Raw genomic sequence first — 23,137 nt, 5'->3', positions numbered from 1 at the left:
TTGCGCCGATCTCCGATGACCGGCGGGCGGCTGGTGTCCGGCCGCTTGATGCTTCGGCCCTTCGGTGGGGGCCCTGTCCTGCCGGGCTCCATCTTTGCACTTGTTCGAGGCGGACGAGACGCGGGGCCCGAGTGTGAGACACCCCACGTACCCACGCAAACGCGGGCACGCGGGGGCGCGGCGCGGGGACCGGGCGAACGGTCCCCGCGCTCCGGCGGCCGCACCCCGAGGGTGCGGCCCGGGCTACCGGGCTTTCATCAGCCCAGGTCACCCGCCGCGGTCAGCTCGGCGAGCCGCACCAGGGTGCGGACCGCGGAACCGGTGCCGCCCTTGGGGGTGTAGCCGAACGGGCCGCCCTCGTTGAACGCGGGACCCGCGATGTCGAGGTGCGCCCAGGTGATCCCCTCGCCCACGAACTCGCGCAGGAAGAGGCCGGCGACCAGGCCGCCGCCCATGCGCTCACCCATGTTGGCGATGTCGGCGACGGGCGAGTCCATGCCCTTGCGCAGGTGCTCGGGCAGCGGCATCTGCCAGGCGGGCTCGCCGACCTCCTCGGCCGCCTCGTGCAGCGCGGTGCGGAACGCGTCGTCGTTGGCCATGATGCCGAACGTGCGGCTGCCCAGCGCCAGCACCATGGCACCGGTCAGCGTGGCGACGTCCACGATCGCGTCCGGCGCCTCCTGCGAGGCCGCCCACAGCGCGTCGCCGAGCACCAGCCGGCCCTCGGCGTCGGTGTTGAGCACCTCGACCGTCTTGCCGCTGTACATGCGCAGCACGTCGCCGGGGCGGACGGCGGAGCCCGAGGGCATGTTCTCGGCCAGGGCCAGCCAGCCGGTGACGTTGACCCGCAGGCCCAGCCGTGCGGCGGCGACGACCGCGGCGAACACGGCGGCGGCGCCGCTCATGTCGCACTTCATCGTCTCGTTGTGGCCGGCCGGCTTCAGCGAGATGCCGCCCGAGTCGTAGGTGATGCCCTTGCCGACGAGGGCGAGGTGCTTGTCCGCCTTCGGGTGCGCGTAGGACAGCTTGACCAGTCGCGGGGTCGCCGCCGAGCCGCCGCCGACGCCCATGATGCCGCCGTAGCCGCCCTTGACGAGGGCCTTCTCGTCGAGCACCTGGATCTTGAGGCCGTGCTCCTTGGCCGCGCTCTGCGCGATGCCGGCGAACGCCTGCGGGGTGAGGTCGTTCGGCGGCATGTTGATCAGGTCGCGGGCGCGGTTCAGTTCCTCGGACACCGCGACGGCACGGGCCACGGCACCCTTGTGGGCGGCGTCGCGCGGCTTGCCGCCGAGCAGCACGGCCTCGGCCAGCGGGGTCTTGCCGTTCTTGGCCCGGGCGTCCTTGGCGCTCTCCTTGTAGGAGTCGAAGGCGTACGCGCCGAGCAGCACGCCCTCACCGATCGCGCCGATGGCGCCGGGGCCGTCGGCGGGCAGCGCGAACGCGGCCTTGCGGGCCCCGGTCAGGGCCCGGGCGGCCACGCCGGCGGCCCTGCGCAGGGCCTCGGCGTCGTACCCGGCGTCCTTGTCGGGCTCCGCGCCCAGGCCCACCGCCACCACGAGCGGCGCCTTGAAGCCGGCCGGGGCGGGCAGCTTCGTCAGCTCACCCTCGGCACCGGAGGCACCCAGGGTCTCCAGGACGCCGGCCAGCCTGCCGTCGTAAGCCTTGTCCACGGCCTCGGCGCCCGGCGCGACGACGGGCCCCTTGGCACCCTTGGCGACACCGATCACGATCGCGTCGGCCCGCAGGCCGGGCGCCGCGGCGGTGCTGAGAGTCAGAGCAGTCACGGTGGTGAGATCTCGCTTCCGATGTGAAGTTGCTGTGGCCGAAGAGGGGTGGGTCGACCGGGCCCGACAGCCGACCCTAGGCCCAGTCCTGGAGGCAGGTGGCAACCGGGGCCTTCACCCTGTCGGCGAACACCCGGGACGAGACTACGCGCGTGCGCCCGTTCCCTCAGCCCTGCGGGTGGTCCCCGGGCCATGCCCTGGGGTAATCCCTCGGCCGCGCTTTCGGGTAATCCCTATCCCCGCGACAGGTCCGTGGTTCCCGGCCCGGTCGGCCATCTCGGCGGCCGAGGCGCCCCTGCGGGCCGGGAGGCGAGGGAGCGCGGGCCGGGGGGAGGCACCGTCCCCCGTGTTCACCGGGAAGAGGGGCGTCGTGGCCGCCCGTACCGGCACGGCAGCGGGAACCGACCCCCGGCCGGCGGCGCGTGCCGGGGCGTGGCTCCCGTCCGTTCCGGTAGGCGCGCGGATGCCGGGACCTGGTGCCGGGGCCGGGTGCCACGTCGGCCGAGGTTCGCCCCGCCGAGACGGGACGACCACGACCGGCGCGGCACCACAGGCCGTCCCGCGATCCCCGGCGGGCGCACGACGACGGCTACGGCACCTCGCCGCGTAGCCGGTTCGCCCGAAGGCGCCCGGTATCACCCGAGTGCGCATGGCCTGAGGGCGATCCTCCGCTTCGCGGCGCGCCGCATCCGACGCCGTGCGCCGACCCGCCGGGGACGACGGGACAGCCCTCAGCCGCCGAAGGACAGCACCACGAGGGCGCTCGTCGCGGCCGTCTCCGCGAGGGCGCCGAAGACGTCGCCGGTGACGCCGCCGAAGCGGCGGACGCAGTGGCGCAGCAGGAGTTCGGCGGCGGCCGGGGCGAGCGCCACCGCGGCCGCGGCGCGCAGGGCCCCGTACGGTCCGAGGGTCGCGCCCCAGGCGGCCGAGACGACCGTGACGGCGGCCGCCACGGCCAGCGCGCCGGGCACCGGCACCACCCCGGCCACCGCCGCGCCCAGCCCCTCGGGCCGGGCGGCGGGCACCCCGGTACGCGCCGCCAGGGTCAGCGCCAGCCTGGCCGCGACCGCCGAGGTCAGCGCGGCGGTGGCGCCCCGGGTCCAGGAGTCGCCCCAGAGCTGCGCCAGCGCGGCGACCTGGGCCAGCAGGACGAGCAGGAGGGTGATGACGCCGAACGGCCCGATGTCCGACCGCTTCATGATCCGCAGCGCGTCCTCGGCCGGCTTGCCGCTGCCCAGTCCGTCGGCGGTGTCCGCGAGCCCGTCGAGGTGCAGTCCTCGGGTCAGCACGGCCGGTACGGCCACCGTGGCCACGGCGGCGAGCAGCGGCCCCGCGCCCAGCAGGAGCAGACCCAGCCCCAGTCCGGCCGCGCAGGCGCCGACGGCCAGTCCGGCCACGGGGGCGCCGAGCATGCCGGCGCGGGCGGCCTCCCGGTCCCAGCGGTGCACCCGGACGGGCAGCACGGTGAGCGTGCCGAAGGCGAAGCGGAGGCCGTGGAGAGCGGGGGTCCTGGACACCGGCGCAGGGTACCGGGCCGCGGTCCGGCGCCCCGCGGGCGATCGGGCGAACGGCACGGAGGGACGGGACGATTGAGGGTAATGTGCGCACATGGGGCACTGGTGGGAGCGGAACATTCTGGAGCCGGGCAAGTTCCCGCTGCTGCTCGCCCTCGCCGCCTTCGTGGTGACCTTCGCCGTGACCCGGGTCATCACCCGGCTGATCCGGGCCGGCAAGGGGCCGTTCGGGAACGTCAAGGCGGGCGGACTGCACATCCACCACGTGGTCCCCGGAGTGGTGCTCACCGTCGTCGGCGGGTTCGGCGCGGTGGCCAGCGACCGCACCGGCGCCGGCGCCGCCCTGTCGGCCGTGGTCTTCGGGATGGGCGCGGGCCTGGTGCTGGACGAGTTCGCGCTGATCCTGCACCTCGACGACGTCTACTGGACCGCGGAGGGCCGCAAGAGCGTCGAGGCCGTCGTCCTCACCGCGGCCCTGGTGGGCCTGCTGCTCGCCGGCTTCGTGCCGTTCGGCGTCAACGACCTCTCGCAGCAGGAACTGCACGACCGGGGCAGTGCCGTCGCCACCATCGCGATGAACTTCCTCTTCGCGCTGGTCGCCCTGAGCAAGGGCAAGGCCCGCACCGCGGTCTTCGGCGCCGTCGTGCCGCTGGTCGCGCTCGTCGGCGCGGTCCGGCTGGCCCGCCCCGGCTCCCTGTGGGCCCGCCGCTTCTACGGCGGCCGTCCCCGCGCCCGCGCCCGGGCCGCCCTGCGCGCCTACCGCCACGACCGCCGCTGGTCCGGCCCCCGCCGCGCCGTCCAGGACTGGATCGGCGGCAAACCCGACTCCCGCCCGACCCGTCTGCCGGGCCCCCCATGAGCGCTCGGCGCCGGGCGGCACCGCCTCGGCGCCGCCCGGCGGCCGTGTTCCTCCGCCGGGCCGCCCGGGCGCGTCCGTGCCCCGGTGCCCGGGGCGGGGTCTCAGGGGCGGACCGGGGGTGGGGCGGTGGCGGGCTCGGGGGGTGCGGCGGGGACGGGGCGGTGGGTGTGGCGGTGGCGCAGGGCCGCGGCCAGGCAGAGGACACCGACGCCCATCAGGGCGGCCAGGTGCTCCTTGCCGGCCAGGTTCTCCTTGAGCAGCACCTCCACCACCATCGCCGCGGTCACCGCGCCCACCGTGGCATGGGCTCCGTAGCGCCAGGCCACGTACACGGCGAGGCCGACCACGGCCGCCGACGGGCCGGTGTCCACCACCCCCGCGTCCGAGGCGGGCAGACCGAACGGGGCGTGCGGGCCGAGGGCGATGCCGACCCGCGCGTACAGGGTCCCGGCAAGCGTGGCGACGTACGCGACCGCCAGCGTGCGCCGCCGGCCCAGACAGATCTCGGCGACCCCGAACACGAACAGGATCTGCGCGAGCGCCCCCCACACGGGCAGGTCGAGCGCCGGCACGAACAGCGACAGCGGCGTGCGGGACAGCGCCTGCCACAACGGGTCCTGCGCCCGCACCGCGCCCACGTCCTGCACGAACGCGTAGCCCCACGGCTGGTTCTGCGCGTACTGCAGCAGCGCGGTCAGGCACACCGCCCCCACGCTCATCGGCGCCGCCCGCAGCCGCCGTTCGCGCAGCCGGTCGCGCACGGCGACGTACAGCGGCCCCCACTCGGCGCGAGCCCAGCGGGCGAGCCTCTCCATCAGGCGTTCCTCATCAGGCGTTCCTCATCCGTGCGTCCTCGGGGGCCGGCGGTGCGGCCACTTCGGCGGTCCCGGCGGCACGGGGCCCGTCGCCGGGCTCCCGTCCGCCGAGCGGCGTCCGGCACGCACCGCTCCACGCTCGGCCCCGCTCGTGCGGGTGGACCGCCGTGCCGCGTCGCCGGACCGCCCGGTTGGCTCCGCCCGCCACGGGGGCGCTGCGGCGCCGGGCGAGGGCACGCACCGGACGCCGCGCTGCCCGCCCCGCGGGCGGACGGCCGGAATCCGGCGACAGGCCCCCCAGGAACCCCTCCGCCCGCGCCGACGCGAGGCCGATGCGCAGCAGGTCCGCGCTCTTCTCGAAGAGCAGGAACCGCGGTTCCCAGATGGGCCGGTACTTGGCGTTGGCGCGGTACAGCGACTCGATCTGCCACCAGCGGGAGAAGAAGCTGAGCAGCGACCGCCACAGCCTCAGCACCGGACCGGCACCGAGGCGCGCGCCACGTTCGAAGACCGAGCGGAACATCGCGAAGTTCAGCGAGACCTGTGTGATCCCGATCTCCCGGGACCGCCGCAGCAGCTCGATGACCATGAACTCCATCAGCCCGTTCTCGGAGTCCCGGTCCCGCCGCATCAGGTCCAGGGACAGCCCGTGCGGCCCCCAGGGCACGAAGGAGAGCAGCGCCCGCAGCCCGCCCTCGGCGTCCGTGCACTCCAGCATCACGCACCGGCCGTCCGCGGGGTCCGCCAGCCGTCCCAGTGCCATGCTGAAGCCGCGCTCGGTGGCCCCGTCCCGCCAGTCGTCGGCGCGCTCCACCAGGTAGGCCATCTCCGCCGCCGGGATGTCCTCGTGCCGCCGGATCCGTACCCGGTACCCGGCCCGCCGCACCCGGTTGTGCGCCTGCCGGACGGTCCGCATCGCCCGCCCCTCGAGGGTGAACTCGGCGACCTCCACGATCGCCTCGTCGCCGAGTTCCAGCGCGTCCAGGCCGTGCCGGGCGTAGACCGTCCCCGCCTCCTCGCTCGCTCCCATCACGGCCGGGATCCAGCCGTGCGCCCGCGCCTCGGTCAGCCACGGCGCGATGGCCCCGGGCCAGGCCTCCGGGTCGCCGAGCGGATCGCCGGAGGCGAGGCTGACCCCGCCGACGACGCGATAGGCCACGGCCGCCTTGCCGGTGGGCGACCACACCACGCTCTTCTCCCGGCGCAGCGCGAAGTAGCCGAGCGAGTCGCGCTCCCCGTGCCGCTCCAGCAGGGCCCGCAGCCGCTTCTCGTCGTCCCCGGTGAGCGGGTCCACGGCGCGCCGGGAGCGGAAGGCGGCGTAGAACACGGCGAGGACGAGCGCCGTGCTGAGCACGTTGACGGCCACGTTGGCCCAGTTGGGCGGGGCGATCCCGGGGAAGCGGCTCTCGTCGGCGGCCACCGAGACCAGCCGCAGCGTGCCGTAGAGCCAGCGCCCCGGGAACGTCGAACGGGCCGCGTCGGGAGCCTGGTTGGTGACCGTGACCAGCACCCCGGCCAGCAGCGAGGCCAGCAGGCCGCCGCCCACCGCCACGGTCGCGGCCAGCCGCGGGTTCGAGCGGTCGCCCTTGGCGTAGAACTCCCGCCGGCCGGCCAGCAGCGCCCCGGTGAAGAGGGCCGTGAGCGCCAGGGAGATCCAGTTCTGCGCGTACTGGCGGATCTCCGGGAACGCCATGGCGAAGGCGAACAGGGCGAGGAACGACCCGCTCAGCACCAGGTTCAGGATCCATGCGGCCCGCTTGCGGCGCCGCATGGTGATCGCCAGGAAGGTGGTGAACACACCCGAGGCGAAGCCGGCGGTGAGCAGATACGGCGTGAAGAGGTTCTCCTGGTTGTGCCGGCGCACGTCCTGCCCCAGCGAAACCCACACCGCGCTCAGGAAGTTGACGAAGGCGACGGCCCGCAGATACCAGACGGCGAACGCGGCGGCCCGACGGGAGGCACCGCCGGACCGCCGCTCCGGTCCGGCCTGCTGGTCCACGTCATTTCGGGCATCTCCCATGAAAGGGGATCATATGTGTGCCCTTGCCGTGAACCGTGCAGCCGATCGCGACCGGCTACTCCTTCGGCCCCGGCTCCCGGTCCCTCTCCGGCCCGGCCTTCTGGTCCGTCCCCGGTTCCGGCTTCTCGGGCAGTTCCGCGGCCAGCGCGGCGGCCGCGCGGACGAGCGGCAGTGACAGCAGCGCCCCCACGCCCTCGCCGACCTTCACACCCTGCTCCAGCAGTGGCTCCAGTGCCATCCGGTCCAGCGCCTTGGCCTGCCCCGGCTCCCCGCTGTCGTGCCCGGCCAGCCACCAGTCCGGCGCCCGGAACGCCACCCGCTGGGCGACCAGCGCGCACGCGGCGGACACCACGCCGTCCAGGATCACCGGCAGCTTGCGCACGGCGCACTGGAGCAGGAACCCGGTCATCGCGGCCAGGTCGGCTCCGCCCACGGCCGCGAGGAGCTGCAACTGGTCCCCGAGGACCGGCCGTGCCCGCCGCAGCGCGTCCCGGATCGCCGCGCACTTGCGCATCCACACCAGGTCGTCGATCGGCAGCCCGCCCCGCCCGGTCACCACGGAGGCGTCGGTCCCGCACAGTGCCGCGATCAGTACCGCCGCGGCCGTGGTCCCGCCCACGCTCACGTCGCCGAGCACCACCAGGTCCGTCCCCGAGTCGGCCTCCTCGTCGGCGACCGCCACGCCGGCCCGGAACGCCGCCTCGGCCTCGTCCGCGGTGAGCGCGTCCTCGATGTCGATACGTCCGCTGCCGCGCCGCACCCGGTGCCGCACGACGTCCTGCGGGAAGGCCTCCGGCGGGCAGTCCAGAGCCATGTCCACCACCCGTACGGGGACGTCCAGCCGGCGGGCGAGCACCGCCACCGGGCTGCCGCCCTCGAGCACCGCCCGCACCAGCCGCTCGGCGCCGCCCGCCGGCCGCGCGGAGACGCCGAGTTCCGCGACGCCGTGATCGCCGGCGAAGAGCACCACGCGCGGCCGTTCGACCGGCCTCACCGGCACGGCGCCCTGCGCGGCGGACAGCCACTCGCCCAGCTCGTCCAGCCGCCCGAGCGACCCGGGCGGCACGATCCGGAGCTCGCGCCGGGCCTCGGCGTCACGGCGGACGCCCCCGTCCGGCCGCTCGATCAGATCGGTGAAGTCGTCCAGTTCAAGGCTGCTCATTCGCCGAACAGTACCGGCAGCGCACGAGCGTTCCGGCGCCACGTCGCCACCCCGCGCCGACGACGTCTTTGCGCCCGGGATGGGTATCCCATACGTTCCGTTTTGACGCGGAATGTCGCACTGGGAGCCGTCCATGCAGCCCTCGCTCGCCACCACGCAGATCACCGAGCCCCACGACCCCTTCCTGGAACCGCGCCGCGCGGACTGCCCCTGGTGCGGTTCCGGGTGCCTGCGGACCCGGCTGCGCGCCCCCGACCCGCTGCGGCAGCGGCCGGGCACCCACGCCCTCGACGTGTGCGGCGAGTGCGCGCACGTCTTCCAGAACCCCCGGCTCACCGCCGAGGGATTCGCCTTCTACCACCGGGACTTCTACGAGAGGCGGCTGGAGGAGTTCGCCGAGCGCCTCCGCTCCGCCCGCACGGTCCGCCGCCGCCGGCGCGCCGCCGCCCACGCCCTGTCGGCGCTGCCCGAACCGGAGAGCTGGCTGGACGTGGGCACGGGGTACGCCGGCTTCCCCGAGGCGGCGAAGGAGTTCTTCCCGTACACCAGCTTCGACGGCCTGGACCCCACGGCCCGCGTCGAGCAGGCCCTGCTGGACGGCCGCGTCGAGGAGGCCCACCGCGGCTACCTGAGCACCCCCGGCACGGCCGCCCGCCTGCGCGCCCGCTACGACGTGGTCAGCATGTTCCACCACCTGCAGCACGCCCCGGAGCCCCGTGCCGAACTCCGCGCCGCCCTCACGGTCCTGCGCCCCGGCGGCCACCTCGTCGTCGAGGTCCCCGACCCGCGCAGCGCGTTCGCCGCGCTCCTCGGCAGGTGGTGGTGGTCCTACGGCCAGCCCCGCCACCTGCACCTGCTGCCCCTGGCCAATCTCCGCGCGGAGCTGGAACGGCAGGGCTGCACGATCCTCGTCACCGACCGCAGCGCCCCGCACGCCCCCTACGACCTGTCGGCCGCCCTCGCCCTGGCCGTGTCCCACACCCACCCCCTCCTGCGGGCCGCGGCGGCCCCGCTGACCGACCTGGCCTGGGCCCTGGACCACACCCTCGCCCCCCTGATCCGCCACACCCCCTTCTCCAACGCCTACCGCGTCGTGGCCCGCAAGAACGAGGACGACGCCGGCCGGCCGCCGCCCTGAACGGGCGCGCCCGCACCGGGACATCGGGCCGGACAACCGCGGGCGACCGCACCGCCGGCCGCCGGGTGCCCGCGCCCGGGAACCGATCCGCCCCGGAGTCCGGGCGCCCGCGGTCGGCCCCGGCCCGCCCGTACCGCACCCCGTACCGCCCCGGACGCCCTCAACCGCGGAGCACCACCGCCTGCCCCGCCACGACCAGCAGCACCTGCTCGCACTCGGCCGCGAACGCCGCGTTCAACCGCCCCAGCTCGTCCCGGTACCGCCGTCCGGAGGCGGTCGCGGGCACGATCCCCGACCCCACCTCGTTGGACACCGCGACCACGGTCCGCCGGGCACCCCGCACCGCCGCCGTCAACTCCCGCACCCGCGCGCGCAGCGCCTTCTCCCCGCCGCCCGCCCACTCCGCGTCGTCCCACGCCCCGACGGAGTCCATGACGTCCGTCAGCCACAGCGACAGACAGTCGACCAGCACCGGCGGCCCGTCCTCGGCCAGCAGCGGCACCAGGTCCGTCGTCTCCGCCGTGCGCCACGACCCCGGCCGCCGCTCCCGGTGCGCGGCCACCCGCGCCGCCCACTCGGTGTCCCCGCCGCGGGTCCCGCCCGTGGCCACGTACAGCACGTCCGGGAAGGCCTCCAGCCGGCGTTCGGCCTCCACCGACTTGCCCGAGCGCGCCCCGCCGAGGACCAGGGTCCGGCGCGGCACGTCCGGCACGTCCTCGTACGAGCCGACCCTCAGCGTCGTACCGTCCGGTACCGCCCGCGCCCCGGCCGCCGCCAGCCGCCGCCGCAGCTCCGCGCCCCCCGGTGCGTCGTGGTCGAGGTGCACGGCGACCACGTCCGTCGTCGGGTCCACGCAACCCACCGCCCGCAGCCGGGCCAGCGCGTCCGGGCGTCCCACGACGTCGGCGAGCACCATCCGGTACGACTCCGCCGTCGCCTCCTCCAGGCCGGCCGGCGCCCCGCCCGGCGGCAGGTACAGCAGCCGCTGCCCGTCCGGACCGGTCACCGCGTACCCGGTGCCGCCGGCGTCCATCGCCACCGCCCGCACCCGATGCCCCGTCAGCAGTGCCAACTCCCGGCCGTCCGGCACCCGGCCGGGCTGCGGCACCCCGGCCGGAACCTCCACCGCCGGCCCGTCGTGCGGATGCGACAGCAGCACCTGCCGCACTCCGCCCAGCGAACGCCCCGACCGCGCGGCCGCGAACGCCGCGCCGGGCGTCAGATCGAGCAGCAGGGCCCCGTCCACGAGCAGCGCGGTGGCCGCCCGCGCCTCCGGCCCCAGCGCGGTCGCGCAGACGGCGCAGGGACAGTCGGGGCGGGGCAGTCCCGCGGGGGCACCGGTGCCGAGCAGAGTGACTTCCACGGACCGATTTTCACCCGTCCAGGCAGGTCTTGCGCTTCCGGCTAGTCTTCCGGGGCAGAGTTGGATCAGAGGAGGCCCATATGACGGCATGGACGTGGCGGTTCGAGAAGGCCGACGGGACGGAGGTCCAGCCCGCGGTGCAGCCGGAGGAGTTCACCACCCAGGGGGACGCCGAGTCCTGGATCGGTGAGCACTGGAAGGCGCTCCAGGAGGGCGGCGCGGACCAGGTGCGCCTGTTCGAGGAGACCAGCGAGATCTACGGCCCGATGAGCCTGCACGCCGAGGCGTCGTAGACCGGCCGGTGGGTGAGGGGGGCCTGTCACCACCCTCCTCACTGCTCACTGCTCGCCCGGCGTCACCTCCACGGTCCTCGCCGAGCCGTCGCGCCGGAAGGTCAGGCGGATCCTCCGCCCCGCGAGGCACCGCACCGGACGCCGCGAGCCTTCCGGCAAACCCTTGCGGTCACAGCACTAGCCGCGCACCCCGCACAGATGCAGCAGTGCCGCGACCGAGCGGTAGGGGTCCGTGCGGCCGGCCCGTTCCTCGGCCGCCAGCAGGGTCTGCAGGTCGTCCGGGATCTCCCCGTCGTCCACCGCCGTGTCGGTGAAGACCCGTACGCCGTACCAGGCGTGCAGCGGGGCGGCGATGCCGGCCAGGGTCGCGGTGAGGGCCGACAGCCGGTCTGCCCGCGCACCGAGGCCGAGGCGGAGGGGGTTCCCCGCGTTCGACTCCGTCCGGGAGCGGGGAAGGCAGGCGGTGGTACCGAAGGCGGCCAGCGCCCCCGGCCAGTCGCCGGTCAGGCCCGGGCGCATGGCGAGGGCGTCGCCGTTGCGCACGAGCAGGGACAGCAGCCCGCCCGGCGCGAGCATCCGGGCCAGTCCGGCCACCAGCGGGTCGGGCTCCGCCACGTACATCAGTACGCCGTGGCACAGTACGACGTCGAAGCTGCCCGGCAGGAAGTGCACCCCGGTGTCCCGGCCCTCGCCCTGCACCAGGCGGACCCGCTCGCGGATGCCCTCGGGCTCGTCCGCCAGGGCCCGGCGCGCGGCCGCGATCACCGTCGCGTCCTGCTCGACACCGGTCACCTGGTGACCGAGCCGGGCCAGCCGCAGCGCCTGTGAGCCCCGGCCCATCCCCACGTCGAGCACCCGCAGCCGCCGCCCGAGCGGGAACCGCCCGGCCATCTGCTCGTCGAGCTGCCGGGCGACCAGCTCCTGTCGTACGACGTCACGCAGCCCGCCCGGCCTGTCCAGCCAGGCCTGGGCCGCACCCCCGGTGACAGCCTCTGCGCTCAGGGCCGCTCTCCGCGCTTGACCTGCGGCTTCGGCAGCCGGAGCCGGCGCATCTGCAGTGAGCGCATCAGTCCGTACGCGACCGCGCCCCGCCGGTTCTGGTCGGGGAAGCGCTCGGCGAGCCGCTTCTTCAGCCGGAAGCCGCTGATCACCGCGTCCACCACGATCAGCACGATCACCACGGCCCACAGCCACAGCGCCAGCGCCTGGATCGAGGGCACCCGCACCACGCTCAGCACCAGGATCACCACGGCGAAGGGCAGGAAGAACTCCGCCATGTTGAACCGCGAGTCCACCCAGTCGCGCGCGAACCTGCGGACCGGGCCCTTGTCGCGGGTCGGCAGGTAGCGCTCGTCGCCGCCGGCCAGGGCCTGCCGCTGCCGGTCCAGCGCCTGACGGCGCTCCTCGCGCTGGCGCTTGGCGGCGTCCTTGCGGGTCGTCGGCGTGTTGGCGACGCTGCGGCGCTGGGACTGGGCCTCACTGCGCTTGGGCGTGGGCCTGCCCTTCGGGGCCTGCGGGTCACGGGGCTGCTTGGAGAAGTTCACGGCCGCCTTGTCGGCGGACGCCTTCTCTTCCTTGGCACGGCTACGGAACACAAAACCCAAGGGTACGGGCTGCACCGGCATGGACCCCAGCCCGGCCGGGAACGATCCGGCAACACCGGACGTCTGTAGGGGGACAGAGGGGATGTCGCGGACGCTTCACCAGGAGGTCACCGGGAGGGCCCGAACAGGCCCGACCCGGGTGTCACCTACTCCTCACGCCGGAGTGGAGCCGTCCGCAGTCGTCCTTGGGGATGAGCGCATCGTTCCCCGAACAGTGCGGTAATGGAGTCAGGGCCCGTACTGTGGGTTCTGTCGGTGGATCGGTGAGCTGGAGTCCGTCAGAAGGGGGCGCGCGAAGCCCATGAGCGGTGTCATGAAGCGTATGGGGATGATCTTCCGCGCGAAGGCGAACAAGGCCCTTGACCGGGCCGAGGACCCGCGCGAGACCCTCGATTACTCGTACCAGAAACAGCTCGAGCTGCTGCAGAAGGTGCGCCGCGGGGTCGCCGACGTGGCGACCTCCCGCAAGCGTCTGGAACTCCAGCTCAACCAGTTGCAGCAGCAGTCCACCAAGCTGGAGGACCAGGGGCGCAAGGCGCTCGCGCTGGGCCGCGAGGACCTGGCCCGCGAGGCGCTGTCCCGCCGCGCCGCCCTCCAGCAGCAGGTCACCGACCTCGAGACACAGCACTCCACCCTCCAGGGCGAGGAGGAGAAGCTCACCCTCGCGGCCCAGCGGCTGCAGGCCAAGGTGGACGCCTTCCGGACGAAGAAGGAGACCATCAAGGCCACCTACACCGCGGCCCAGGCCCAGACCCGCATCGGGGAGGCCTTCTCCGGCATCTCCGAGGAGATGGGCGACGTCGGCCTCGCCATCCAGCGCGCCGAGGACAAGACCGCCCAGCTCCAGGCCCGGGCCGGCGCCATCGACGAACTGCTCGCCTCGGGCGCCCTCGACGACCCCTCCGGCATGGCCAAGGACGACATCCAGGCCGAGCTGGACCGGCTCTCCGGTGGTACGGATGTGGAGCTGGAACTGCAGCGCATGAAGGCCGAGCTGGCCGGGGGCTCCCCGCAGCAGGCCATCGAGGGCGGCACGGGCCAGGCGCAGTCCCAGCAGCAGCCGCAGGACACCCCGCGCTTCGACAAGCAGTAGGGCGGCGCAGGGGTCCCGAGCCGAGGAGGCCGACGTGATCGTACGGATCATGGGGGAGGGCCAGGTGAAGCTGGACGACGCCCACTTCACCGAGCTGAACAAGCTGGACGACGAACTCCTCGTGGAGATGGAGGGCGGCGACGGGGCGGGCTTCCGCCGCACGCTCTCCACCCTGCTGGACGCCGTCCGCCGCCTCGGCACCCCGCTCCCCGACGACGCCCTGGATCCGTCGGACCTGATCCTCCCGTCGCCGGACGCGACGCTGGAGGAGGTCCGGGAACTCCTCGGCGACGACGGCCTGATCCCGGGCTGAGCCCCGGGGCGGCCCGGAGCGGCGAAGTCCCGGGACCGGGCGGTCCCGGGGCCGGTCCGCACCGGTCGGCCCGAGCAGACGCGAACGCCGACGAGAACGCCGACGCGGGCGTCGGGCACGCGCGGCCGACGCGGGGCGTCCGGCGGTCGTACGGGCCACGGACACCGCTCGACGGTCGGCGGCGGGTGCGCCGCTCCTCGCGTGTTCCGGCCCCCCGTCCGGCCCCGTACTGTTCAGCGGGTGAGCACTCTCGAACGCGCCCGGTGCAGCCTCAGGGCCCACCCCCTCGCGCTGGACGCGGCCATCGCGGCGGGCGTGCTGGCGTGCATGGTCGCCGGCTCCTTCGCGGTGCCCCGCGGCGCGAACGGCGTCACCTGGGGGATGCGCACCCCGGACCCGCTCGGCCTCGTCCTGATGGTGCTCGCCGCCGCCGCGCTGGTGCTGCGCCGCCGCTTCCCCAAAGGCGTTCTCGCCGTCACCGGCACCATCTCCCTGGTCGAGTCGCTGACCGGGGACCCGCGCGCCCCCGTCGCGATGGCCGCCGTGGTCGCCCTGTACACCGTCGCCGCGACCACCGACCGCACCACCACCTGGCGCGTCGGCCTGCTCACGATGACCGTGCTGACCGCCGCCGCGATGCTCGCCGGCCCCCTGCCCTGGTACGCCCAGGAGAACCTGGGCCTGCTCGCCTGGACCGGCATCGGGGCCACCGCCGGGGACGCGGTACGCAGCCGCCGCGCCGTCGTGCAGGCCATCCGGGAGCGCGCCGAACGCGCCGAGCGCACCCGTGAGGAGGAGGCCCGCCGCCGGGTCGCCGAGGAGCGGCTGCGCATCGCCCGCGACCTGCACGACGTCGTCGCCCATCACATCGCCCTGGTCAACGTGCAGGCCGGAGTCGCCGCGCACGTCATGGACCGGCGGCCCGACCAGGCCAAGGAGGCGCTCGCCCACGTCCGCGAGGCCAGCCGCAGCGCCCTCGACGAACTGCGCGCCACCGTCGGCCTGCTGCGCCAGTCCGGGGACCCCGAGGCGCCTACCGAGCCCGCCCCCGGCCTCAGCCGCCTCGACGACCTCGCCGGCACCTTCCGCAGCGCCGGACTGCCGGTCGAGGTGGCCCGCACCGATCACGGCACCGAACTCCCGGCCGCCGTGGACCTGGCCGCCTACCGGTGCATCCAGGAGGCCCTGACCAATGTCCGCAAGCACGCGGGCACCTCGGTCAGGGCCGAGGTCAGCGTCGTGCGCGTCGGCGGGAACATCGAGATCACCGTGGTGGACGACGGCGCGGGCGCGGACGGTGAGCCCGGCGACGGCGGCGGCCACGGGCTGCTCGGCATGCGGGAGCGGGTCACCGCCGTCGGCGGCACCCTGACCACCGGGCCCCGCCACGGCGGCGGCTTCCGCGTCCATGCGATCCTGCCGGTCACGACCCGCACGACGGCTCCGGGGGAGACCGCATGACGATCCGTGTCCTGCTCGCCGACGACCAGGCCCTGCTGCGCAGCGCGTTCCGGGTGCTGGTCGACTCCGAGCCCGACATGGAGGTGGTGGGCGAGGCGTCCGACGGAGCCGAGGCGGTCCGGCTGGCCAAGGAGCGCAGCGCCGACGTCGTCCTCATGGACATCCGGATGCCCGGCACGGACGGCCTCGCCGCCACCCGCCTGATCGGCGCCGACCCCGCCCTCGCCCAGGTCCGCGTGGTCATACTGACCACCTTCGAGGTCGACGACTACGTGGTGCAGTCGCTGCGCGCCGGAGCCTCCGGCTTCCTCGGCAAGGGCAGCGAACCCGAGGACCTGCTGAACGCGATCCGGGTCGCCGCCGGCGGCGAGGCGCTGCTCTCCCCGGCCGCCACCAAGGGCCTGATCGCCCGCTTCCTGGCCCAGGGCGACGACGACGGCCGCGACCCCGCCCGCGCCGCGCGGCTCGGCGCGCTCACCGGCCGGGAGCGCGAGGTCCTGGTGCAGGTCGCCGGCGGCCACTCCAACGACGAGATCGCCGAACGCCTCCAGGTCAGCCCGCTGACCGTGAAGACGCACGTCAACCGGGCCATGGCCAAGCTGGGCGCCCGGGACCGGGCCCAGCTCGTCGTCATCGCCTACGAGTCGGGCCTGGTACGTCCGAGGATGGACTGACCTCCACCCGCGTCTACTGCGCGCGGAGTAGGAACCGGATAAGGAAATGGACCTGGGGGCTACGGAATCGCCCTCCGGTATGGCCCAGGGTGGTCGGGTGGGCGCTCGTCCGCGTCCCGCAGCAGCTTCTGCCGCTCACAGAAGAGAGACCCCTGACCCATGTCCTGGCTGTCGAGATTCAGCCTCGCCCAACGGGCCCTGATCGGCCTGATGTCGCTCATCGCGCTCGTCTTCGGGCTGATCGCGATACCGCAGATCAAGCAGCAACTGCTGCCCACCATCGAACTGCCCATGGTCTCGGTCATCGCGCCGTACCAGGGCGCGTCGCCCGACGTCGTCGAGAAGCAGGTCGTCGAGCCCATCGAGAACAACCTCCAGGGCGTCGACGGTGTCACCGCGGTCACCTCCACCGCGAGTGAGGGCCACGCGGTGATCATGGCGTCCTTCGACTACGGCAACGACACCGAACGGCTCGTCTCCGACGTCCAGCAGGCCGTGAACCGGGCCCGCAACCAGCTTCCGGACGGTGTCGACCCGCAGGTCGTCTCCGGCTCCACGGACGACATGCCGACCGTGGTCCTCGCCGTCACCTCCGGCAAGGACCAGCAGGCCCTCGCCGACCAGATCGGCACCACCGTCGTACCGGCCCTGAAGGAGATCGACGGCGTCGGCCGGGTCCAGGTCACCGGCGCGCGGGACCTGCAGGTCGCCGTCACCCCGAACGACGCGAAGCTGGCGAAGGCGGGGCTCACCCCCGCCGCCCTGGGCCAGGCCCTCCAGGCCGGGGGAGCGACCGTGCCGGCCGGTTCCTTCGACGAGGACGGCGCCAACCGCACCGTCCAGGTCGGCGGCGGCTTCACCTCGCTGAAGCAGATCGAGGACCTCCGGGTCGCCGGCCAGGGCGCGGACCGGCCCGTGCGCCTCGGTGACGTGGCCACCGTCGGGCAGCGGCCGGCCCCGGCGGACTCCATCACCCGCACCGACGGGCGGCCCAGCCTCGCCGTCACCGTCACCATGGACCACGACGGCAGCGCGGTCTCCATCTCCGACGCCGTCCGGGACAAGCTCCCCGGCCTGCGGGCGGACCTCGGCTCGGACGCCCGGCTCACGGTCGTCAGCGACCAGGGCCCGGCCGTGTCCAAGTCCATCGAGGGCCTGACGACGGAGGGCGCGCTGGGCCTGCTCTTCGCGGTCCTGATCATCCTGGTCTTCCTGGCCTCGGTCCGCTCGACGCTGGTCACGGCGGTGTCCATCCCGCTGTCGGTGGTCCTCGCGCTCATCGTGCTGTGGACCCGCGGCCTGTCGCTGAACATGCTCACGCTCGGCGCGCTGACCATCGCCATCGGCCGTGTCGTCGACGACTCGATCGTGGTCCTGGAGAACATCAAACGGCACCTCGGCTACGGCGAGGAGCGCCGCGAGGCGATTCTCGCCGCGGTGCGCGAGGTGGCCGGCGCGGTCACCTCCTCGACCCTCACCACGGTCGCCGTGTTCCTGCCGATCGGTCTGGTCGGCGGCATGGTGGGCGCCCTGTTCGGCTCGTTCAGCATCACCGTGACCGCGGCCCTGCTCGCCTCGCTGCTGGTGTCGCTGACCGTCGTGCCGGTCCTGTCGTACTGGTTCCTGCGCGCACCCAAGGGCACCCCCGAGGACGCCCACGAGGCGCGCCGGCTGGCCGAGGAGAAGGAGGCCAGGAGCCGCCTCCAGCGGGTCTACGTCCCCGTCCTGCGCTTCGCCACCCGCCGCCGGCTCACCAGCGTGCTGATCGCGGTGGCCGTCCTGGTCGTCACGTTCGGCATGTCCGGGCTGCTGAAGACGAACTTCTTCGACCAGGGCGAGCAGGAGGTCCTCACGGTCAAGCAGAAGCTCAGGCCCGGCACCGGCCTCGCGGCCACGGACGCGCAGGCGAGGAAGGTGGAGAGGCTGCTCGCCTCCACCGACGGCGTCAAGGACTACCAGGTCACCGTCGGCTCCTCCGGCTTCATGGCGGCCTTCGGCGGCGGCACCGACACCAACCAGGCGTCGTACCAGGTCATGCTGAAGGACTCGGCGTCCTACGACGACGTGCAGAAGCACCTCGAGGACGGCCTGGGCAAGCTCGACGGCATCGGCACGACCACGGTCTCCGCCGGTGACGGCTTCGGCAGCCAGGACCTGCGCGTCGTGGTGAAGGCCTCCGACGCCGGCGTGCTGCGCGAGGCCTCCGAACGGGTCCGCTCCACCGTGGCCGGTCTGGACGACGTCACCGACGTCACCAGCGATCTGGCCCAGAGCGTGCCGCGGATCTCGGTCAGGGCCGACTCCAGGGCGGCCGCGGCCGGGTTCGACGACCAGAAGCTGGGCGCCGCGGTCGCACAGGCCGTGCGCGGCACGACGGTCGCGCACGCGATCCTCGACGACACCGAGCGCGACGTCGTCGTGGGGTCGGCCAAGCCCGCCACCACCCTCGCCCAGCTCAAGGCGCTGCGCCTGGGCCCGGTGAAGCTCGGTGACGTCGCCACCGTCAAGGTGGTGGACGGACCGGTGTCGATGACCCGCATCGACGGTCAGCGCGCCGCGACCGTCACGGCCCGGCCGACCGGTGACAACACCGGCGCGGTCAGCGCCCAGCTCCAGTCGCGGATCAAGGCCCTGAAGCTCCCGGCGGGAGCGACGGCCGAGATCGGCGGAGTCTCCTCCGACCAGGACGACGCGTTCAAGAACCTGGGTCTGGCCATGCTGGCGGCGATCGCGATCGTCTTCATGCTGCTGGTGGCGACGTTCCGGTCGCTGGTGCAGCCGCTGATCCTGCTGGTGTCCGTCCCGTTCGCGGCCACCGGCGCGATCGGCCTGCTGGTGGCCACGGGCACTCCGATGGGTGTCCCGGCCATGATCGGCATGCTGATGCTGATCGGCATCGTGGTGACCAACGCGATCGTGCTGATCGATCTGATCAACCAGTACCGCGGGCAGGGGCACGGCGTCGTGGAGGCCGTGATCGAGGGCGGCCGGCACCGGCTGCGCCCGATCCTCATGACGGCGCTGGCGACCATCTTCGCCCTGCTCCCGATGGCGCTGGGGATCACCGGCGAGGGCGGCTTCATCGCCCAGCCGCTGGCGGTCGTCGTCATCGGCGGCCTGATCAGCTCGACCCTGCTGACCCTCCTGCTGGTCCCGACGCTCTACGCGATGCTCGAGCTCCGCAAGGAGCGGCGCGCGAAGAAGAAGGCGGCCGAGCGGGAGCCGGAGCCCGAGGTGCCGGAGACCGCGGGCGTGTGAAGCACAGGGCGGGGCCCGGTCCACGTCTTCGGTGGACCGGGCCCCGCGCCGTGCGCCGGTGAACCCGTTACGGCAGCGCCAGCATCCGCTCCAGGGCGAGCTTGGCGAACGCCTCCGTCTCCTGGTCGACCTCGATCCGGTTGACCAGGTTGCCCTCGGCCAGGGACTCCAGCGCCCAGACCAGGTGGGGCAGGTCGATGCGGTTCATGGTCGAGCAGAAGCAGACCGTCCTGTCGAGGAAGACGATCTCCTTGCCCTCGGGAGCGAAACGGTTCGCCAGCCGGCGGACCAGGTTCAGCTCCGTGCCGATGGCCCACTTGGAGCCGGCCGGGGCGGCCTCGAGCGCCTTGATGATGTACTCGGTCGAGCCGACGTGGTCGGCGGCGGCCACGACCTCGTGCCTGCACTCGGGGTGGACCAGGACGTTCACCCCCGGGATGCGCTCCCGGACGTCGTTCACCGAGTCCAGGCTGAAGCGGCCGTGCACCGAGCAGTGGCCGCGCCACAGGATCATCTTCGCGGCGCGCAGCTCCTCGGCGGTCAGCCCGCCGTTCGGCTTGTGCGGGTTGTAGACCACGCAGTCGTCCAGGGACATGCCCATGTCCCGCACCGCGGTGTTGCGGCCCAGGTGCTGGTCGGGCAGGAAGAGGACCTTCTCGCCCTGCTCGAAGGCCCAGTCGAGGGCCTGCTTGGCGTTGGACGAGGTGCAGATGGTGCCGCCGTGCCTGCCGGTGAACGCCTTGATGTCCGCCGAGGAGTTCATGTACGAGACCGGCACCACGTCGTCGGCCACGCCGGCCTCGGTCAGCACGTCCCAGCACTCGGCGACCTGCTCGGCGGTGGCCATGTCGGCCATGGAGCAGCCGGCCGCCAGGTCGGGCAGGACCACCTTCTGGTCGTCCGACGTCAGGATGTCCGCCGATTCGGCCATGAAGTGCACACCGCAGAAGACGATGTACTCGGCCTCCGGGCGCGCGGCCGCGTCCCGGGCCAGCTTGAAGGAGTCACCCGTGACGTCGGCGAACTGGATGACCTCGTCGCGCTGGTAGTGGTGGCCGAGCACGAAGACCTTGTCGCCGAGCTTCTCCTTGGCCACGCGGGCGCGCGTCACCAGGTCCGGGTCGGACGGCGAGGGCAGGTCGCCGGGGCACTCGACGCCCCGCTCGCTCCTGGGGTCGGCCTCGCGGCCGAGCAGCAGCAGGGCGAGCGGAGTCGGCTGTACGTCGAGTTCCGGGGTCTGGGCGGTGGTCACGACACGCACCCTTTCTACTTTTCGTCTAACTGACGCTATCTATGATAACCGCTTCACGTCACTTTGACGATGGCCATAGTGTCCATGTGACGTGAATCCCGCCCGGGTCGCTCCACGGGCCGCTGTCCGTGTCCACGCGCGTGTGCGAGCATGAAGAGAGAACCAACAAGCGCGACCACGCGAATGCCCGGCCCGGAATGAATCCGCGGAAACGCCGGTTGCACTCGTCGGCAAGCAGTCTCCGTACAACCCGGGAGAGATGTAGATGTCCGTATCGGACGAGACCACCACCGTCACCGACGGCATCATCCTGACCGACGCCGCGGCGTCGAAGGTCAAGGCCCTGCTCGACCAGGAAGGCCGCGACGACCTGGCCCTGCGGGTCGCCGTCCAGCCCGGCGGCTGCTCCGGCCTGCGCTACCAGCTCTTCTTCGACGAGCGTTCGCTCGACGGCGACGTGGTGAAGGACTTCGGCGGGGTCAAGGTCGTCACCGACCGCATGAGCGCTCCGTACCTCGGTGGCGCCACCGTGGACTTCGTGGACACGATCGAGAAGCAGGGCTTCACGATCGACAACCCGAACGCCACGGGCTCCTGCGCCTGCGGTGACTCCTTCAGCTGAACCCGCCACGACCTGACGGACGAAGCGGCGGCCCCCACACCGGGGGCCGCCGCTTCGTCGGTCGCGAGCCGGTGCACCCTTCCGGTCACGGCACCGGTGCCGCGCCGGCACCCACCGGACGCCGCTCCTCGACGCGCAGACCTCGGCTGGCGCTGCACTAACGGGACGCCTGCGGACGCGGCTCCGCCCGCTTCGCCGCGGGGAGCCGCCGGCCGTCGTCGCCGACCACCGCGCGGCCGTCGAGCGGTGCGTCGAGGCGCACGGTCTCGGTGTACAGCTTGCCCATGGCGACGCACATCTCGCCCGGCCGTGAGCTCTCCGTCACCGTCACCGTCACCCGGCCCGCGCTCTCCTTCGCCGCCGCCCGGTAGTCCGAGCACATCCCGCCCGTGAAGCTCACCCTCAGTTCACGGCCGTGGGCGCTGTAGCCGTCCGCCGGCACGCTCCGGTGCCTCGCGCCCGGCCCGGCGGAGGCCGCCCCGCGCGTCGGGGACGGTGCGTCGGGTGCGGTGGCCGCGGAACGGGCGACCAGGTACTCCGGGTCGACGGCCGGGTACGCCACCGTGAAGTCGCCGTCCGCCGCCGGGCCCCGCACCTCGAACAGCCACGCCGGTACCAGCACCTGCCGGCCGTCGGACGAGCGGGCGGCCAGCCCGAACACGGCCTTCTCCACCTTCATCTCGTCGGCGGCCTTCGGCACCGATGTGGACGCGCCGCACGGCTGCTCGTCGCGGTCCTTCAGCGGCACCGGACTGGCGCAGCCGCCGATCCCCATGCGGTGCGTGCTCCTCGGCTCCTCGTTCATCAGCTCAAGCGTCCTGGCCGCGCCGAGCACCGGGTACGTGTCGCCCCTGACCGGAGCCGCGAGCTGCCCGTGACCGCCGGCCAGCTCACCCTTCGCGTCCACGGTCAGCCCGGTCGTCAGACCGTCGGTGGGCAGCCCGCCCACCACCGGGTCCGCGTCGACCACCCGCTGCGCACCCATGACCGTGCTCGCGTCGATCCTGGCGTCGTCCAGGCCCAGCGCCTTCAGTACCGGCGCCGCCGCCTTCTCGGCGTCGGCCACGCTCACCGGATCGGCGGCCGGAGCGGCCGGGTCGTGCGCGCAGACCGCCACCTTGCGGCAGTTGTCGGTGCCGGGCGCGTACCGGCTGTAGGTCCAGTCGCCCGGGGCGTCCCGGTTCACCCGCAGCACCGGCCCGGAGCCGTCCTTCCCGCCGACCCGCCACCCACGCCCCTCGGCCACCGGCGCCCCGTCGACCCCGAGCGCCTTCGCCAGCCGGGCCACCCGGTCCCTGCCGACCTCGTCCCCGGGCAGGTACACCGGTGCCGAGCCGGGGCCGTCCGGCAGCTCGCCCACCGCCACATACCTCGCGCCGTACGGATTCGGCTCCCCGGGCGCGATGCCCCCCGTGCCGCCCCGCGTCCACCCGTCCAGGTGGAGCGGCGAGGGGGTCGCGCCCCCACCGGAGGCGCCCGCTTCCGCGCGGGAGCCGGAACCGCCGCCGGCGGCGGCGAGGTACGCGCTCCCGCCCCCCACCAGCAGGACCGCCGCGGCGACCGAGACGATCACCGCCCGCGAGCGGCTCCGCCGGGCCCACTCGCCCCCGTCCCCGTCCCCGTCGGCGACCCGGCCGACCCCACCGGTGGCCTCGCCGGCCTCGGCGCGGGCCGCGCCGGCGCCCCCGGCGTCGTCCCGGTCGGGGGCCTCGGCGGAGTCTTGGGCGGCCGCCGCGCGGGCCTCACCGGCCGCGCCGTCCGCCGCCTCGCCGGTCCCGGCCGTCCCGGGGCCCGAGACCTCCGGCTCGGCGGGGTCCCTGGGGTCCTCGGGGTTCTCGGGTCGCTCGGTGTTCACCGCATCGCTCCTCGCTGGCTCGTGTCCCGCGTTCCCGGCAGGGGGAACGCCGATGGG

Annotated in this window: 19 protein-coding genes; 9 read left to right on the top strand and 10 right to left on the bottom strand. The window is 74.0% G+C overall.

The window, feature by feature from the left end:
- Positions 1 to 257 precede the first annotated feature (257 nt).
- Both MXD57_RS10875 and MXD57_RS10870 read right to left on the bottom strand, forming a co-directional pair.
- Positions 258 to 1,784: a leucyl aminopeptidase gene (locus tag MXD57_RS10875; protein WP_250401147.1), complete on the bottom strand. Its 1,527-nt coding sequence runs from the start codon at positions 1,782 to 1,784 to the stop codon at positions 258 to 260.
- 731 nt (positions 1,785 to 2,515) lie between these two features.
- Positions 2,516 to 3,301 (bottom strand): adenosylcobinamide-GDP ribazoletransferase, encoded by a 786-nt coding sequence (locus MXD57_RS10870; protein ID WP_250401146.1) that lies wholly within the window; start codon positions 3,299 to 3,301, stop codon positions 2,516 to 2,518.
- A gap of 91 nt (positions 3,302 to 3,392) precedes the next feature.
- Here MXD57_RS10870 and MXD57_RS10865 point away from each other — a divergent pair, with 91 nt between their 5' ends.
- Positions 3,393 to 4,157 carry a hypothetical protein gene (locus MXD57_RS10865; RefSeq protein WP_250401145.1) on the top strand — a complete coding sequence of 255 codons (765 nt, stop codon included), beginning with the start codon at positions 3,393 to 3,395 and terminating at the stop codon, positions 4,155 to 4,157.
- 101 nt (positions 4,158 to 4,258) lie between these two features.
- On the opposite strand, the gene MXD57_RS10860 is transcribed toward MXD57_RS10865, so the two are convergent.
- From MXD57_RS10860 to cobT, 3 genes are read right to left on the bottom strand one after another with little or no spacing between them, the layout of a single operon-like run.
- Positions 4,259 to 4,972 carry a hypothetical protein gene (locus tag MXD57_RS10860; protein ID WP_250401144.1) on the bottom strand — a complete coding sequence of 238 codons (714 nt, stop codon included), beginning with the start codon at positions 4,970 to 4,972 and terminating at the stop codon, positions 4,259 to 4,261.
- A gap of 13 nt (positions 4,973 to 4,985) precedes the next feature.
- A complete protein-coding gene (locus MXD57_RS10855; RefSeq protein ID WP_250401143.1) occupies positions 4,986 to 6,992 on the bottom strand; it encodes a phosphatidylglycerol lysyltransferase domain-containing protein in 2,007 nt (668 codons plus the stop codon).
- Between the two features lie 55 nt (positions 6,993 to 7,047).
- Positions 7,048 to 8,154 carry a nicotinate-nucleotide--dimethylbenzimidazole phosphoribosyltransferase gene (gene cobT / locus MXD57_RS10850; RefSeq protein WP_250401142.1) on the bottom strand — a complete coding sequence of 369 codons (1,107 nt, stop codon included), beginning with the start codon at positions 8,152 to 8,154 and terminating at the stop codon, positions 7,048 to 7,050.
- Positions 8,155 to 8,287: 133 nt separating this feature from the next.
- Here cobT and MXD57_RS10845 point away from each other — a divergent pair, with 133 nt between their 5' ends.
- Positions 8,288 to 9,292 carry a class I SAM-dependent methyltransferase gene (locus MXD57_RS10845; RefSeq protein ID WP_250401141.1) on the top strand — a complete coding sequence of 335 codons (1,005 nt, stop codon included), beginning with the start codon at positions 8,288 to 8,290 and terminating at the stop codon, positions 9,290 to 9,292.
- Between the two features lie 160 nt (positions 9,293 to 9,452).
- Here the strand turns inward: MXD57_RS10845 and MXD57_RS10840 are convergent, their stop codons facing one another.
- Positions 9,453 to 10,655: a bifunctional adenosylcobinamide kinase/adenosylcobinamide-phosphate guanylyltransferase gene (locus MXD57_RS10840; RefSeq protein ID WP_250401140.1), complete on the bottom strand. Its 1,203-nt coding sequence runs from the start codon at positions 10,653 to 10,655 to the stop codon at positions 9,453 to 9,455.
- An 80-nt stretch (positions 10,656 to 10,735) separates the two neighbouring features.
- Between MXD57_RS10840 and MXD57_RS10835 the strand changes: the two genes are divergently transcribed.
- Positions 10,736 to 10,948, top strand: a complete 213-nt coding sequence (locus MXD57_RS10835; RefSeq protein ID WP_143639167.1) for a hypothetical protein — start codon at positions 10,736 to 10,738, stop codon at positions 10,946 to 10,948.
- A 177-nt stretch (positions 10,949 to 11,125) separates the two neighbouring features.
- Here MXD57_RS10835 and MXD57_RS10830 read toward each other — a convergent pair whose 3' ends face one another.
- Positions 11,126 to 11,839 carry a methyltransferase domain-containing protein gene (locus MXD57_RS10830; protein WP_250401139.1) on the bottom strand — a complete coding sequence of 238 codons (714 nt, stop codon included), beginning with the start codon at positions 11,837 to 11,839 and terminating at the stop codon, positions 11,126 to 11,128.
- Positions 11,840 to 11,946: 107 nt separating this feature from the next.
- The gene (locus tag MXD57_RS10825) at positions 11,947 to 12,573 is read right to left on the bottom strand and encodes a DUF3043 domain-containing protein (RefSeq protein ID WP_250401138.1); all 627 of its coding nucleotides are present in this window, start codon (positions 12,571 to 12,573) and stop codon (positions 11,947 to 11,949) included.
- A 280-nt stretch (positions 12,574 to 12,853) separates the two neighbouring features.
- On the opposite strand from MXD57_RS10825, the gene MXD57_RS10820 reads away from it, so the two are divergent.
- The 5 genes from MXD57_RS10820 (at position 12,854) to MXD57_RS10800 (ending at position 19,351) form a co-directional block, all read left to right on the top strand.
- On the top strand, positions 12,854 to 13,645 hold the full coding sequence (locus MXD57_RS10820; RefSeq protein WP_199210260.1) for a PspA/IM30 family protein: 792 nt from the start codon (positions 12,854 to 12,856) through the stop codon (positions 13,643 to 13,645).
- Positions 13,646 to 13,679: 34 nt separating this feature from the next.
- The gene (gene pspAA, locus MXD57_RS10815) at positions 13,680 to 13,958 is read left to right on the top strand and encodes a PspA-associated protein PspAA (protein WP_250401137.1); all 279 of its coding nucleotides are present in this window, start codon (positions 13,680 to 13,682) and stop codon (positions 13,956 to 13,958) included.
- Positions 13,959 to 14,198: 240 nt separating this feature from the next.
- Complete coding sequence (locus MXD57_RS10810) at positions 14,199 to 15,419, top strand: sensor histidine kinase (protein WP_250401136.1); 1,221 nt, start codon at positions 14,199 to 14,201, stop codon at positions 15,417 to 15,419.
- Positions 15,416 to 16,093, top strand: a complete 678-nt coding sequence (locus tag MXD57_RS10805; RefSeq protein WP_250401135.1) for a response regulator — start codon at positions 15,416 to 15,418, stop codon at positions 16,091 to 16,093. Before MXD57_RS10810 ends, MXD57_RS10805 begins: the two co-directional genes overlap by 4 nt.
- A gap of 159 nt (positions 16,094 to 16,252) precedes the next feature.
- A complete protein-coding gene (locus tag MXD57_RS10800) occupies positions 16,253 to 19,351 on the top strand; it encodes an efflux RND transporter permease subunit (RefSeq protein WP_250401134.1) in 3,099 nt (1,032 codons plus the stop codon).
- A 67-nt stretch (positions 19,352 to 19,418) separates the two neighbouring features.
- On the opposite strand, the gene nadA is transcribed toward MXD57_RS10800, so the two are convergent.
- On the bottom strand, positions 19,419 to 20,603 hold the full coding sequence (gene nadA, locus MXD57_RS10795; protein ID WP_250401133.1) for a quinolinate synthase NadA: 1,185 nt from the start codon (positions 20,601 to 20,603) through the stop codon (positions 19,419 to 19,421).
- Between the two features lie 265 nt (positions 20,604 to 20,868).
- Here nadA and MXD57_RS10790 point away from each other — a divergent pair, with 265 nt between their 5' ends.
- A complete protein-coding gene (locus MXD57_RS10790) occupies positions 20,869 to 21,225 on the top strand; it encodes a HesB/IscA family protein (RefSeq protein ID WP_061919812.1) in 357 nt (118 codons plus the stop codon).
- A gap of 157 nt (positions 21,226 to 21,382) precedes the next feature.
- On the opposite strand, the gene MXD57_RS10785 is transcribed toward MXD57_RS10790, so the two are convergent.
- Positions 21,383 to 23,080 carry a hypothetical protein gene (locus tag MXD57_RS10785; protein WP_250401132.1) on the bottom strand — a complete coding sequence of 566 codons (1,698 nt, stop codon included), beginning with the start codon at positions 23,078 to 23,080 and terminating at the stop codon, positions 21,383 to 21,385.
- Positions 23,081 to 23,137: the final 57 nt, after the last annotated feature.

The organism is Streptomyces cellostaticus (assembly GCF_023630175.1).
Lineage (GTDB): Bacteria > Actinomycetota > Actinomycetes > Streptomycetales > Streptomycetaceae > Streptomyces > Streptomyces cellostaticus_A.
The sequence above is the reverse complement of the archived record's forward strand: the minus strand, read 5'-3'. Positions and strand labels throughout refer to the sequence as shown.